We start from the raw sequence: 13220 nt of genomic DNA, 5'->3' as shown, positions 1-13220 counted from the left end.
GCCCCGGCACCCGCGCCAGCCACCGCGTGGCCCCCACGAGCCGCCGCGCCAGCAGTTCGATGTCGAAGCGCAGGTGCCGCGTCCACCGCTCGGCCTCCTCCTCCCCTGGCGTGAGCAGGTCCATGAGCAGGGTCGCCAGCCCCGCCTGCTGCATCACCCTCGCGACGTACTGGTTGCGCGGGCTGAAGCGGCTGCTGCCGCTGCCATGCGCGAACAGCACCACGCCCGAGACCGACTCCGGCACGCTCAGCGTTCCGTCCAACCAGACGCCGGGCTCCGCCTCCAGCCGCACCGCGTGCTCCGAAATTCTGTATTCAGCCATGTCTCAACCCTCCGCCGGACTCACGGCGCCACCGGGGCAGCCTCTTCACCTTGCGCCGCGCGCGCCAGCAGCTCGCGCACCTCGTCGTCGGTGGTCTGCGTGAAGTCCTCGAACCATTGGCCCACCGCGTAGAACGGCGCTGGGGTGTGGACGCAGACGACCACGTCCGCTTCGCGCTCGAGCTCGAGCTCCGCGCACGTCTCCGGCGCGCCCACCGGCACGCCCACCACGATGCGCGCGGGCTTCTGAAGACGAAGCGCCCGGAGCGCCGCCCGCATGGTGGAGCCCGTGGCCAGCCCGTCATCCACCAGGATGACCGTCCGCCCTTCGACTCGCGCGGGTGGCCTGCCCTCACGGAAGAGATGCTCCCGCCGGGCCAGCTCCCGCGTCTCACGCTCCGTGGCCGCGGCGATGGCCGACCGGGGAATCCCCAGCCTCCGCACGACGTCCTCGTTGAGGACCGTGACGCCGCCCGTGGCGATGGCCCCCATGGCCAGCTCCTCGTGCCCCGGTGTGCCGAGCTTGCGCACCATGAACACGTCCAGCGGCACCCCGAGGATCCGAGCGACCTCGAAGCCCACGGGCACACCGCCGCGCGGCAGCGCCAACACCAACAGGTCACCGCCTCCGCCAAGCAGGACGCGGAGCCGTTGGCCCAGCGCACGGCCCGCGTCGACGCGGTCTCGAAACAATTGCATGACGTGCCCCCAGTGACGTCCTCCTCCTTGAGGTGGAAGACGTGCCGGGTGGCAGCAAGGGCACCCTGCCCGCCCGCTCGTGTCACGCCCGAGTGGCTTCGCGCCTGATTCCGCGATCAACCATTAACAAACATTTACATCCGGCCCCCCGCGCGCAACGCAAGGCGTCACCTGTCTATGGTCTGTCCCGCGTCAAACCCCGCAGGAGTGCGTCAAAACCCAACGCAGGGAGTCCCCATGTCGAAGGTCTACGAAGCTCCGGGTCAGAAGGGCAGCAAGGTCGAGTACAAGAGCCGCTACGGCAACTACATCGGCGGTGAGTTCGTCCCGCCCGTGAAGGGCCAGTACTTCGAGAACATCAGCCCCGTCACCGGCCGCCCCTTCTGCGAGATTCCCCGCTCCACGGCGGAGGACATCGAGAAGGCGCTGGACGCCGCGCACAAGGCAAAGGACGCGTGGGGCCGCACCGCCGCCGGCGAGCGGGCCAACATCCTGCTGAAGATCGCCGACCGCATGGAGCAGAACCTGGAGATGCTCGCCGTCTCCGAGACGTGGGACAACGGCAAGCCCATCCGCGAGACGCTCGCCGCGGACCTGCCGCTCGCCATCGACCACTTCCGCTACTTCGCCGGTTGTATCCGCGCGCAGGAAGGCTCGCTCAGCCAGCTGGATGACAACACCGTCGCCTACCACTTCACGGAGCCGCTCGGCGTCGTGGGGCAGATCATCCCGTGGAACTTCCCGCTGCTCATGGCCGCGTGGAAGCTGGCCCCCGCGCTCGCCGCCGGCAACTGCGTGGTCCTCAAGCCCGCGGAGCAGACCCCCGTCACCATCCTCAAGTTCGCGGAGCTGGTGGGCGACCTGCTCCCCCCCGGCGTGCTCAACATCGTGAACGGCTTCGGCATCGAGGCCGGCAAGCCGCTCGCCAGCAACAAGCGCATCTCGAAGATTGCCTTCACGGGTGAGACGACCACCGGCCGCCTCATCATGCAGTACGCCTCCGAGAACATCATCCCCGTCACCCTGGAGCTGGGCGGCAAGTCCCCCAACATCTTCTTCGAGGACGTCTTCGCCAGGGACGACGACTTCGCCCAGAAGGCGCTGGAGGGCTTCGCCATGTTCGCCCTCAACCAGGGCGAGGTCTGCACCTGCCCGTCCCGCTCGCTCGTCGCCGAGCGCTTCTACGACGAGTTCATCGCCAGGGCCGTGGAGCGCACGAAGCGCATCGTGCAGGGCAACCCCCTGGACACCACCACGCAGATTGGCGCGCAGGCGTCCAATGATCAGCTGGAGAAGATCCTCAGCTACCTGGACATCGGCAAGAAGGAGGGCGCGAAGGTGCTGACCGGCGGCGGCCGCAAGTCGCTGTCCGGCGCGCTGGCGGAGGGCTACTACGTGGAGCCCACCATCTTCGAGGGCCATAATAAGATGCGCGTGTTCCAGGAGGAGATCTTCGGCCCCGTCGTCGCGGTGGCGAAGTTCAAGGACGCCGAGGACGCGCTCGCGATGGCCAATGACACGCTCTACGGCCTGGGCGCCGGCGTGTGGACGCGCGACAACAGCACCGCGTACCGCATGGGCCGCGGCATCCAGGCGGGCCGCGTCTGGGTGAACTGCTACCACCTGTACCCCGCGCACGCGGCGTTCGGCGGCTACAAGCAGTCCGGCATCGGGCGTGAGACGCACAAGATGATGCTCAATCACTACCAGCAGACGAAGAACCTGCTCGTCAGCTACGACCCGAAGCCCATGGGCTTCTTCTAGGCCGCCCCATGTCCGTGCCGCGCGTCGACGTCACGCCGGCCGCCGAGGCCCTCATCCTCAAGATGCAGGGCCTTCACGGTCCGCTCCTCTTCCACCAGTCCGGCGGCTGCTGCGACGGCAGCGCGCCCATGTGCTTCCCGCGCGGCGACTTCCGCGTGGGCCAGGAGGACGTGTACCTGGGTGACATCGTCCGCACGCCCTTCTACATGTCCGGTCCCCAGTTCGAGCTCTGGCGCCACACCCACCTCACCGTGGACGTGGTGCCCGGCCGCGGCAGCGGCTTCTCCGTCGAAGCCCCCGAAGGCGTGCGCTTCCTCATCCGCTCACGCCTGTTCACGGACGACGAGTACCGCGCGCTCGAACAGGAAGGGCCCCCGCTCAAGGGACCGCGACACTGAGGGACGCCATCCGGGGCAGCCGCAGCGTGAAGGTGGCGCCCTGCCCCGGCTGGCTGTCCACGTCGATGCGGCCGCCCAGCGCTTCCACGATCTGGCGGCTGATGTAGAGCCCCAGGCCCATGCCGCCGTAGTGCCGCTCGCTCACGGCGCGCTCGAAGCGGCCGAAGAGGCGCGGCAGCGCGTCCGCTTCGATGCCGATGCCCTCGTCGCGCACCTCCACCCAGGCCTCGTCGCGCGCGTCCACGCCCGCGCGCACCGACACCGGGTGGCCCGCGCCGTACTTCGCCGCGTTGGTGAGCAGGTTCACCAGCACCTGGTCCAACCGCAGCGCGTCCCACTGGCCCGTCAGCGTGCGCGGCAGCTCCAGCGCGAGCGGACACCGCGCCTGGGCGAACACGTCCTCCAGCCGCTCCACCGCGTCGCGCGTCAGCTGCACCAGGTCCACCTCCGCGCGCTCCAGCGCCAGCTTGCCCAGGGACAGCCGGCTCACGTCCAGCAGGTTGTCCACCAGCGCCGTCAGCCGGAGCACCTGCCGCTGCGCGGTGTTGAGCCTCCCCGTCACGAGCCCGGGCGTGCCCGCAGTCTCCAGCGCCCGGCCAATGAGGTTGTGCTGGAGGATGAGGCTGGTGAGCGGCGTCTTCAGTTCGTGGCTCGCCACGGAGAGGAACTCGTCGCGCAGCCGCACCGCGGACTGGGCGTCGTGGAACAGGCGCGCGTTCTCCAGCGCCACGCTCATGCGCAGCGCCAGCTCCTCCGCCATCGTCACGTCCGCGGCCACCAGCGTGCGCTGGGGCTCGGCGGTGAACAGCGTGATGACGCCCAGCGTGCGGCCCCGCGCGCGCAGCGGCACCGACAGCACGGACGTGGGCGCCAGGCGGTCCACCAGCGTCCGGTGCGAGTCGCTCGTGGAGACGGCGTCACACAGCTTGAAGTCCAGGCGCGACAGGAAGCAGACCTCTCCGGTGCGGAAGCACTGGAGCGCCGGGTGCGCGGGCCCCCGGTCCGTGCCTCCCAGGGCCGCGTGGAGCCGGGCGTCGTGCTCGGGCACGCGGTGGGCCGCCGTCACCCGCCGCAGGGTGCCGTCCGGCGCGGCCAGGTCCACCAGGCAGCCGGTGGCCACGTGGTCCACCACCAGCCGCGCCACCTCCGGCAGCGCCTCCTCCACGTCGTCCAGGCGCAGCGCCAGCACGCGGCTCGCGTCCAGCAGCAGCTGCAGCCGCTCCTCGGCCTCCTTGCGCCGGGTGACGTCCGCCATGGCGCCGGTCAGCTCCGTCACCTTCCCGTCCGGCCCGGCGAAGGACTGCCCTACGCTGTGCAGCCAGCGCACGCCGCCGTCGCGGCGAATCACGCGGAACTCCAATTCGAAGAAGCCCGGCGACTCGCGCTGGTAGCGGTGGAACTCCGCCTCCACGTGCGGCCGGTCCTCCGGGTGCAGCCGCTCCAGCATGTCCCCCACCGGCACCGCCGAGTCCACCGCCGGCAGGCCCAGCATGTGGTTGAGCGCCGCGTCGCGCAGCTCCTTGCCGCGCACCAGGTCCAGGCGCCAGGTCCCCATGTCGCCCGTCACCAGCGCCTGCCGCAGCCGCTCCGTGCGCTCGCGCAGCGCTTCGTAGAGCGCGGCCCGCTCCAGCGCCTGCGCGCACTGGTGCGCCAGCGCCTCCAGGAACGCGCGCTCCGAGGCCGGGAAGACGCGCGGCTCCGGCCACGCGAGCAGCAGCAGTCCCCGCACGCGCGTCTCACCCCACAGCGGCACCACCGCGCGGGCGCCCGCTCCCTGGCGGCGCGCGAGCTCCGCGCTCTCCGGGTAGCGCGCGATGAACTCCTCCAGCGAACCGAACCACCCCGCCTCGCGCCGGAGGTCCGGGGCCGTCCCCTCCGGGGGCCGGGTGAACGACGCCAGCGCTTCCTCCGGATAGCCCAGGACGCGCAGCGGGCGCATGCGGCCATCCTCCTCCAGCGCCAGCACCGCGACGCGCGTGGCGCCGCTCGCCTCCCACACCTCGCGCGCCAGCACCTGCGCCACCGCGTCCTCGGAGGCCGCGCGGGACAGGGCCGCCGTCACCGCCTGGAGCCGCGCCGTGCGCGCCTGGGCCTGACGGGCCTCGCCATACAGGAGCGCGTTGTCCAGGGACAGCGCGGCCCGGCGGGCCAGCTCGCGCGCCAGCTCCAGGTCGCATTCGCCAAAGCGGCCGGCCGTGCCGGACATCAATGACAGACACCCCAGCACCCGGCCCCGCGCCACCAGCGGCACCACCATCACGGAGCGGCACCCCAGGCGCCATGTCTCCTCCAGGGCCGCGTTCCCCCGGGCCGCCTCCAGGAGGGCCTGTTCGGGCACGTCCGGGATGAGGCGGGCCTCGCCGGTGCGCAGCACGTGGGCCACGCCCTGGGAGCCGTTCTCCTGGAGCGCCCAGCGCTCGGCGATGGCATACACGGTGGGCACGAGCGAGGGGTCCCGGTGCGCCGCGGCCCGGCGGACCACCGTGCGTGACGGCGTGACCAGGTCCACCGCGCACCAGTCCGCGAACACCGGCACCACCAGCTCCGCCAGCTGGCGCAGCACCGTGGGTTCATCCAGCGACGACGACAGCACCTCGCCCGCGCGGGCCAGGAACGCGAAGCGGCCCTCCTCCGAAGAGGAGGACGCCTCACGCGCACCGGCCAGGGGCACAGGCGCGACAGCCCCGCCTCCGCTCACGGACATGGGGACCGCGTCGTTCGCCGTCACGGCGGACGGCGGCGGTGGCTCGCCGGCAGGCTCGGTCGAAGGCTCGATGGACGGTTCGGGCATGGAGCGCGGGCCACGGCGTCACGGGGATGACGCCTCACCAAAGGGACGCTTCGATAATGACGACCCCCAGCGGGCCACAAGCCTTCAGGCCCGCGGGACTCCAGGCGAGTGTCGGGCAGGCAACCCGCCCGGCCTGCCTGCCCGCGCGCGGTGCCTCAGCCCGCCGCGACGTCCGGTGAAGGCGGGTTCCACCACACCGCCCCCTTCCCCTGGATGGCGGCGTGCGCCCGCTCCCGCACCGCCTGCATCCCCGCCGCGTCGAGCGGCTGGAAGGCCGAGGCCGCCCGCAGCGCGGCGTCCTGTTCGTTCGGGAAGCCCATCCCCATCAACATCACGTCCGGATCCAACGTCAGCGTGTAGCGCACGCACTCCGCCACCGACAGGTGCGGCAGCACCGGCGTGCCTGGCGCCTCTCCACCGGAGCTGACCTTGCCGCGCGGGCGCGCCTGGAGCGGCCGGCCGTAGCCCTCCGTGTCCCCCAGGAGCTTGCCCGCGCCGAACGTCTTGAAGGACACCACGCCCACGCCCTTCTCTCGCGCCAGGGGCAGCACCTCCCGCACGTAGCGCGCGTCCACGAAGGGCCCCAGCGGGAACATCACCACGTCACACCGCCCGGAGCGCACCGCCGCCACCAGCGCGTCCGGGTGGTGGCAGGAGATGCCCTTGAAGCGCGCCTGCCCCTTCGCCACGCACGCCTCCAGCTGCTCCAGCGCGCCGCCCGGCCGGGCCAGCTCCTCCCACTGCGCCAGCGACTTCACCGCGTGCAGCGCGAACAGGTCCACCGACGGCAGGCCCAGCCGCCGCAGGGACGCCTCCACCTGCGGCGCCACCGGCGCGTCCAGCGCGTCCACCTTGTCGATGACGAACACGCCCTCACGCCGGCCGCGCAGCGCCTCGCCCACCACCTCCTCGCTCAGGCCGTCCTCGTAGCCAGGCGCCGTGTCGATGACGTTGAGCCCCGCGTCCAGCGCCCTCGCGAGCGTGGCGACCAGCTCCTCGCGCGGCACCGTGCGGTCCGCCAGGTCGCCAATGCCCACCGCCGTCGCGGTGAAACCCGTGCGCCCGAGCGCGCGGCGCGGGGTGAAGCGGGGAAGCGATGTCGTGGTCATGGGAACAACATCTCACCGCGCGCTACGCCCCGCGCGGTTCTTGTCCCAGATGGCTCCCAGGATGAGCAGGTAGGCCATCAGGCGGACGACATACAGGTAGTGGATGCGCTCGGCGTCCAGGGTGGGCGCCACCAGCGCGCCCAGCAGGTTGTGGACGCCCATCAGCGTGAAGGCCAGCGAGAACAGCGCGAACAGCCGGTCCTTCGACTGGAGGTAGAAGCGCAGGAAGAAGAGGGCGCACGCCAGGTACGCCATCAACACCGCGCCATCGAGCAGGAGCTTGAACATGGTGTCCCCCCCTAGGACACGTCCCAGATGAGGCCGAAGAGCAGCACGCTGGCGCCCACGAGCGAGGTACCGGTGCGCGCCAGCGACAGGTCCATCGTCGGGACGAGCACCAGGTCCGCGAAGAGCAGCATGTTGTTCAGCGTGAAGACCGCGAAGCACAGGCCGCTGTAGAGCAGCAGCTTGCCGCGCGTGCGCCGCCAGGCCCGCAGCAGCAGCACCGCGCACGCCAGGCTCGTCAACGCGCACAGGATGTAGACCGCCTCAGCCATGTCCGTCGCCGTCCTTGTCCCTGTCCTGCTTGAGCACGAACGCGTCCGCGAAGCCCCTCACCCGGTCCATGGGGCGTGAGAAGATGAACGAAATCACACTCACGCGGCGCGCCGAGTACGCCGCCGCCAGCTCCGCCGTGGCCTGCACGTCCTCCGAGCGGCCGGGGCTGAAGCGGTAGGCGTCCTGCGCCTCCCCATCCTGGAGAAGCAGCCCTCCCGTCTTCAGCTCCGCCATGCGGCGGGCCGCCGAGGCTTCGGTGATGCGCAGCTCCAGGGCCACCGCCGGCGCGTTCCATGCCCGCTCCGTCCGGGCGCGAAGCAGGAGGAGCACCTCCAGCTTCTCGATGGAATCGATGTGCGTCGTGAGGAAGCGCTGGACCCGTGATGAGAGGCCGGCGTCAGTCACGTCTCCACCTATGGACCCAGATACTTTGTGAATCAACCTTTTCGGTGGAGGCGGTTGTTCACAGTTTCACACGAGCCCGGCCGCCTGGCTGGCCGGGGTGCGTCACGCCAGGGGGTGCCTGATTCCGCCTAGTTGCGAACGCGGGGGGCGGGGGCGCGGACGCGGACGTCCATGCGGGCGTCGCCGGCCACCATGCTGCTCAGGGCCTCCGGCTGGGACGGGGACAGGCGGGCCACGGCGCGCAGGGCGGCCACCAGGATGAGGGACTCCAGGCTGGAGGGCACGGACAGCCCCTGGGGACCGGCCTTCACGGGCAGGGGCAGCCGGGGCGCGCGGCCGGCGGCGGACAGCGCGTCCACGGCGTAGGTGGGGCGGGCCTCCAGCGACACGGTGATGGCGGGCAGGGCCTGCGCCTCCTTGTCGGCGCCGTGCACCTGGAGCTCCAGGAGCCGCCCCAGCGAACCGGGGGACAGGTAGAGGGCCAGGCCCGAGGGGCCCTCGTCCTCGCCGTGGAAGACGCAGCCCTCGTAGGTGTGCTCGTGCGCGCCCGTCACGTCCACGGTGAAGGCCTGGCTGTCGTCCCAGTGCGTCCAGGGCTTCGCGTCCCAGAACTCGGTGGCGGCCTGGACGAAGAGCAGCGCCTTGTCACTGCCCAGCCCGGACACGCCCATTTGTCCCCACGCGAGGAAGGTGGCGATGGCCGCCCGGGCGGAGAGCGCCGCCAGGGACGGAGGCGCCACGGCCAGGCCCAGCTCGGCGGCTGCGTCCGCCAGGGCGGGCTCGCACGACACCTGGGACGGCTCCAGGCCGGCGATGAGCGCGCGCACGCCGGACAGGTCCGTCTGTTCGAAGACGGGGGCGGACGGGTCGCCCGTCTCGCCGATGCGCAGGTAGACGCCGGTGGTGCCCACGGAGAGGGGCACGGGGCCCAGCTTGAGCAGGTGGAACATGGCGGACCCTCCGGGCACGCGGGCGGTGCGCTTCACCCTCCCCGGACGCGGGGATTCGCGTCCAGGGCCCGGCGCACCAGCTTCATCAGGGCCCGGATGTCGAACGGCTTCTGGAGGAACTCCATGCCCGGGTGCAGGCGCTTGAGGCCGTTGACGTCCACGGCGCTCATGCCCAGCACGGGGATGTGGCGCAGGACCGCGTCCTGCTGGATGCGCGCGATGAGCGCGGGGCCATCCAGCACGGGCATCATCCAGTCCGTCAGCACCAGGTCTGGCGTCACCTCCGCCATGCGCTCCAGGGCCTCGCGGCCATGGGACGCCGTGAGCACGCGGTAGCCCTCCTCTCGGAGGAGGTCCGCGAGCGCCTCCAGGATGCCCTGTTCGTCGTCCACCACCAGCACGGTCTCGGTCGCGGGAACCACGGAGCCTCTGGGGGTCAGGAGTGGTTGCCCGGGAAGCGGGCGATACCGGTGAGCAGCAACTCGGGCGACGGCTGGAAGGGCGGCTGGATCTCGATTCCCTGGGAGGTGATGAGGAACTCGCGCAGCGTCGGATCATAGTCCGCGTCGCGCAGCTTGAAGATGGAGAGCAGCCGCCTCAGGCGGCCATTGAGCTCCAGGTGGCGCATGAACAGCAGGTTCTCCGCCACGCCGGACAGGCCGGTCCCCAGGGGAACATCCATGTCCGGGCCGAACAGGCGCGGCGTCTCCAGCGTGAAGACGGTCGTCACCCCGTGGCGTCGCAATTCCTGCGTGAGCGCGGCGAAGAAGGGGCTGATGCGCGCCGGCTCGTGGGTGGTCTCCACCATGGCGCTCAGGCCGTCCACGAACAGGCGCTTCACGCCGCGTCTGCGCACATCCTCCATCAGCGCGTGCGCCACCATGTCCAGGTTGCACTCGGCGGGCATGTTCCACTGGAGCACCAGCCGGCCGTCCTTCACCGCGCTGGCCAGGGACAGCCCCACGTTGGCCGCCTTGTGCATCAGCCGGTCCGGCCCCTCGTAGAAGCTCACCATCAGGCAGGGCTCGCCCAGGCGCAGCCCTTCCGCCAGGTGGCTGACGCCGAGGATCGTCTTGCCGCAGCCCGGAGGCCCCATCACCAGGGTGGTGGACGCCGCGGCGAAGCCCTCCGGAATCATGGCGTCCAGCGTGGGCACGCCGAAGCGCACGCGCTGCGTGCCCCAGTCCGGGGGCTGCGAGCGGCTGACCATCGTCTCCAGGCGGGGGAACACCTCCACGCCCGCCTCGGAGATGCGGAAGTGGTGCGCGCCGTTGAGGCTGGAGCTGCCGCGGAACTTGCGCACCTGAAGCTCGCGCCACGAACGCATGGCCGCCGTGCGCTCGCGCAGCTCCAGGATGCCGTCCACCATGGTGTACTCCGGGTGCACGGTGGGGCCCACGCTGCTGGTGAGCAGGAGCGCGGTGAAGCGCGACAGGCCGGCGGACACCTGGAGCTCGTGGATGAACTTCTTGAAGTCGCGGCTGCTGCCCGCGGCCTCCTGCGCCTGCACCAGCCCGTCCAGCACCAGGATGCCCGCGCCGTGGTTGCGCATCTCCCGGCGCAGCAGCTCCAGCAGGCCCGGCAGCCCCTGCTCCTCCAGCATGCGGAAGCCGCTGACGTAGTAGATGCGCTGCGGCAGCTGGGAGGCGTCGAAGAACGCCATGCTGCGCAGGTTCGCCAGCATGCGCGAGTGCGATTCGGCGAGCAGCGTCACGTACAGACAGCGCGTGCCCTGGCGCGCCTGCGAGTAGCACAGCTGGTTGGCGAGGAGGGTCTTCCCCGCGCCGGGCTCCCCCACCACGATGTAGACACCTGAGGCCACCAGGCCACCGCCCAGGATGGGATCCAGTCCGGGAACGCCTGTCGCGATGCGTTCGAAGACGGGAGGGTGCTGCTCGCTAGGGGACATGGCGACCGCTCATACCGTAAAACCCGGGGTGTCGCCCTGGGAGTTTCGCGCCGGGGCCCCCTGCCCCCTGGAGCCCTCACCGTGGAAACCCTCGTCCGGTTCGCCGAAGGCCTGGGCCGCTTCTCCGCGCGCTTCGTCCCCAGCGCCTTCGCCATCGCGGTGCTGCTCACCCTGCTCACCATGGCGCTGGCCCTGGGCTGGGTGGGCGCCGCGCCGCCGGTGGTGCTGGACGCGTGGGGCGGAGGCTTCTGGGAGCTGCTCACCTTCTCCATGCAGATGGCCCTGGTGATGTTCACCGGTTACCTGCTCGCGCTCACCGCGCCGGTGAAGGCCTTGCTGGAAGGGGTGGCCCGCCTGCCCAAGAGCCCCCGGAGCGCCACCGCGCTGATGGCGGCGGTGTCCATGGCGCTCGCGTACTTCAACTGGGGCCTGTCGCTCGTCGCCAGCGCCATGCTGGTGCGCTTCATCGCGCGCAGGCGTCCAGATGTGGACTATCGGCTGCTGGTGGCGTGCGCCTACTTCGGGCTGGGCGCCACGTGGCACGCGGGCCTGTCCGCCTCCGCGCCGCTGCTGGTGGCGACGCCGGGACACTTCCTGGAGAAGCAGCTGGGGGTCATCCCCATCGACCGGACGCTCTTCTCCCCCTTCAACGTGGGCCTCACGCTGGCCGCGGTGCTGCTCCTCACGGCGCTGGCGTGGGCGCTGCACCCCTCACCGGAGCGCACGGTGCGCGTGGAGCCCGCGGTGCTGGAGAAGCTGGGTGACTTCGTCCCGCCGGAAAAGCCTCAAGGGAAGTTGAGCCCCGCGGAGTGGTTGGATCACGCGTGGCTGCTCAACGCCGTCTTCGGCGTGCTGGGCCTGGCGTGGTTCGCGCGGCACCTGTGGCTCCACGGCGGCTGGAAGGCGCTCAACCTCAACGTGGTGAACTTCACCTTCCTCACGTTGGCGGTGCTGCTGCACGGCACGCCCGCGCGGCTGCCCAAGGCGAGCGAGGAGGCCGCGAGCGTGCTGCACGGCATCGTGCTGCAGTTCCCGCTGTACGCGGGCATCTACGGCATCTTCAAGGCCACGGGGCTCACGGACCGCATCGGGGAGCTCTTCGTGTCGCTGTCCACGCAGCAGACCTTCCCCGCCATCGTGTACCTCTACAGCGGCGTGGTGAACTACTTCGTGCCTTCTGGAGGCTCCAAGTGGGCCATTGAAGCGCCCTACCTGCTGGACGCGGCGGGACGGCTGGGCGTGGCGCCGGAGAAGGTGGTGCTGGCGTACGCGTGGGGCGACATGGCCACCGACCTCATCCAGCCCTTCTGGGCGCTGCCGCTGCTGGCGGTGGCCCGGCTGGAGTTCAAGGACATCCTCGGCTTCCTCCTGGTGGCCTTCCTCGCGTACCTGCCGCTGGTGACGCTCGGCTTCTTCCTGTTCGGCTAGCGCGGCGCGGCGTCCCCCGTGCGAAGCCCTGGAATCCGGGGCTCGGGGAATGACGCGGGATGTTTCATGGTAGACAGGCACACCCAGGGGCCGGACGTGGGCCGGCCGCCTTCAACATCAACGAGGGGACCCCAAGTCATGAAGAGCCTGTTCAACGGAAGCGTGCTGTGCGCGGTGCTGGGTGTGGCGGCGGTGGCGGGAGCGCAGGAGGCGGCGGCGCCGGCGGCGGAGCCGGTGAAGGCCCCCAGCGCGGACGCGATTCGCGACACCTGGAACTACTTCTACAAGGGCCAGGGCCAGGGCCCCGTGCTGGTGGAGGCCAAGCTCTGCACGGAGGTGGCCAAGGACGGCCCCAACAAGTACGAGTGCATCGCCGAGGTGGGCCCCGAGGGCGTCAAGGCGGGCACCAACGTGATGCTGTGGCAGAGCTACCTGGTGCCGCAGGGCGACTCCATCGACGACATCACGGTGCAGGTGAAGCAGGGCGCCACCGTGCGCGAGACGAAGGACGTGAAGGTGAAGGGCGAGGGCTGGCGCGCGCGTCAGTGGACCGGCGTGCGGCTGCCCAAGGCCGGCGCGTGGACCGTGACCGTCATGCGCGGCGACCAGGTGCTCAAGGAAGTGCCGGTGAAGGTGCTGTAGTCCTTCGCCCGGTCCAAAACACAACACATGCATCGACGCCCGCCGGGGAGACCCGTGCGGGCGTCTTTCTTTACCGTCCCCCCTCCCTCCGGTCGGCAGGAATTACCGGCTGACGGACAGGGCCCCTGCCCCTGCATCTGGCTCCCCGAGGCTTCCTCCGAGGGGGCACCTTTGCCAGGACACGTTGGCCGCGCCCTTGCAGTAGGGCTCGGGCGCGGTTGAAGGGCGGGGGAGTCGGGGTTGGGT

General features: G+C 70.9%; 14 protein-coding genes. 4 read left to right on the top strand and 10 right to left on the bottom strand.

The window, feature by feature from the left end; translation table 11 throughout:
* Window positions 1-322, bottom strand: a 322-nt coding sequence (locus D7W82_RS34070) for a dienelactone hydrolase family protein (RefSeq protein ID WP_370451109.1), incomplete at its 3' end; no start/stop codon positions are given.
* A gap of 20 nt (window positions 323-342) precedes the next feature.
* Entirely contained in the window at window positions 343-1020 is a 678-nt protein-coding gene (locus D7W82_RS34065) for a phosphoribosyltransferase (protein ID WP_120622295.1), read from the bottom strand.
* A 237-nt stretch (window positions 1021-1257) separates the two neighbouring features.
* On the opposite strand from D7W82_RS34065, the gene adh reads away from it, so the two are divergent.
* Together adh and D7W82_RS34055 are read left to right on the top strand one after the other, a co-directional pair.
* Window positions 1258-2784, top strand: a complete 1527-nt coding sequence (gene adh, locus D7W82_RS34060) for an aldehyde dehydrogenase (RefSeq protein WP_120622294.1) — start codon at window positions 1258-1260, stop codon at window positions 2782-2784.
* An 8-nt stretch (window positions 2785-2792) separates the two neighbouring features.
* On the top strand, window positions 2793-3182 hold the full coding sequence (locus D7W82_RS34055; protein WP_120622293.1) for a DUF779 domain-containing protein: 390 nt from the start codon (window positions 2793-2795) through the stop codon (window positions 3180-3182).
* Here D7W82_RS34055 and D7W82_RS34050 read toward each other — a convergent pair.
* The 8 genes from D7W82_RS34050 to D7W82_RS34015 form a co-directional block, all read right to left on the bottom strand.
* Complete coding sequence (locus D7W82_RS34050) at window positions 3163-5973, bottom strand: GAF domain-containing protein (RefSeq protein WP_120622292.1); 2811 nt, start codon at window positions 5971-5973, stop codon at window positions 3163-3165. The two genes, D7W82_RS34055 and D7W82_RS34050, sit on opposite strands and share 20 nt — an antisense overlap.
* A gap of 155 nt (window positions 5974-6128) precedes the next feature.
* Window positions 6129-7082 carry an aldo/keto reductase gene (locus tag D7W82_RS34045; protein WP_120622291.1) on the bottom strand — a complete coding sequence of 318 codons (954 nt, stop codon included), beginning with the start codon at window positions 7080-7082 and terminating at the stop codon, window positions 6129-6131.
* 12 nt (window positions 7083-7094) lie between these two features.
* Window positions 7095-7370, bottom strand: a complete 276-nt coding sequence (locus D7W82_RS34040) for a DUF5985 family protein (RefSeq protein ID WP_120622290.1) — start codon at window positions 7368-7370, stop codon at window positions 7095-7097.
* Between the two features lie 11 nt (window positions 7371-7381).
* Entirely contained in the window at window positions 7382-7639 is a 258-nt protein-coding gene (locus D7W82_RS34035; RefSeq protein WP_120622289.1) for a DUF5985 family protein, read from the bottom strand.
* Window positions 7632-8045, bottom strand: a complete 414-nt coding sequence (locus D7W82_RS34030) for a hypothetical protein (protein WP_120622288.1) — start codon at window positions 8043-8045, stop codon at window positions 7632-7634. Before D7W82_RS34030 ends, D7W82_RS34035 begins: the two co-directional genes overlap by 8 nt.
* Before the next feature lie 128 nt (window positions 8046-8173).
* On the bottom strand, window positions 8174-8995 hold the full coding sequence (locus D7W82_RS34025) for a hypothetical protein (protein ID WP_120622296.1): 822 nt from the start codon (window positions 8993-8995) through the stop codon (window positions 8174-8176).
* 32 nt (window positions 8996-9027) lie between these two features.
* A complete protein-coding gene (locus D7W82_RS34020) occupies window positions 9028-9417 on the bottom strand; it encodes a response regulator (RefSeq protein ID WP_120622287.1) in 390 nt (129 codons plus the stop codon).
* Window positions 9418-9431: 14 nt separating this feature from the next.
* Entirely contained in the window at window positions 9432-10904 is a 1473-nt protein-coding gene (locus D7W82_RS34015; RefSeq protein ID WP_120622286.1) for an ATPase domain-containing protein, read from the bottom strand.
* Window positions 10905-10985: 81 nt separating this feature from the next.
* Between D7W82_RS34015 and D7W82_RS34010 the strand changes: the two genes are divergently transcribed.
* Window positions 10986-12332: a short-chain fatty acid transporter gene (locus D7W82_RS34010; RefSeq protein WP_120622285.1), complete on the top strand. Its 1347-nt coding sequence runs from the start codon at window positions 10986-10988 to the stop codon at window positions 12330-12332.
* A 138-nt stretch (window positions 12333-12470) separates the two neighbouring features.
* Window positions 12471-12974 carry a hypothetical protein gene (locus D7W82_RS34005; protein ID WP_120622284.1) on the top strand — a complete coding sequence of 168 codons (504 nt, stop codon included), beginning with the start codon at window positions 12471-12473 and terminating at the stop codon, window positions 12972-12974.
* The last annotated feature ends 246 nt before the right edge of the window (window positions 12975-13220 follow it).

It is taken from the genome of Corallococcus sp. CA049B (assembly GCF_003611685.1).
GTDB lineage: Bacteria > Myxococcota > Myxococcia > Myxococcales > Myxococcaceae > Corallococcus > Corallococcus coralloides.
The sequence above is the reverse complement of the archived record's forward strand: the minus strand, read 5'-3'. Positions and strand labels throughout refer to the sequence as shown.

What these genes read in the sequence shown, in the direction of transcription:
- D7W82_RS34065 (WP_120622295.1), bottom strand. Translation starts at nt 1,020, where the DNA reads ATGCAATTGTTTCGAGACCGCGTCGACGCGGGCCGTGCGCTGGGCCAA.
- adh (WP_120622294.1), top strand. Translation starts at nt 1,258, where the DNA reads ATGTCGAAGGTCTACGAAGCTCCGGGTCAGAAGGGCAGCAAGGTCGAG.
- D7W82_RS34055 (WP_120622293.1), top strand. Translation starts at nt 2,793, where the DNA reads ATGTCCGTGCCGCGCGTCGACGTCACGCCGGCCGCCGAGGCCCTCATC.
- D7W82_RS34050 (WP_120622292.1), bottom strand. Translation starts at nt 5,973, where the DNA reads ATGCCCGAACCGTCCATCGAGCCTTCGACCGAGCCTGCCGGCGAGCCA.
- D7W82_RS34045 (WP_120622291.1), bottom strand. Translation starts at nt 7,082, where the DNA reads ATGACCACGACATCGCTTCCCCGCTTCACCCCGCGCCGCGCGCTCGGG.
- D7W82_RS34040 (WP_120622290.1), bottom strand. Translation starts at nt 7,370, where the DNA reads ATGTTCAAGCTCCTGCTCGATGGCGCGGTGTTGATGGCGTACCTGGCG.
- D7W82_RS34035 (WP_120622289.1), bottom strand. Translation starts at nt 7,639, where the DNA reads ATGGCTGAGGCGGTCTACATCCTGTGCGCGTTGACGAGCCTGGCGTGC.
- D7W82_RS34025 (WP_120622296.1), bottom strand. Translation starts at nt 8,995, where the DNA reads ATGTTCCACCTGCTCAAGCTGGGCCCCGTGCCCCTCTCCGTGGGCACC.
- D7W82_RS34015 (WP_120622286.1), bottom strand. Translation starts at nt 10,904, where the DNA reads ATGTCCCCTAGCGAGCAGCACCCTCCCGTCTTCGAACGCATCGCGACA.
- D7W82_RS34005 (WP_120622284.1), top strand. Translation starts at nt 12,471, where the DNA reads ATGAAGAGCCTGTTCAACGGAAGCGTGCTGTGCGCGGTGCTGGGTGTG.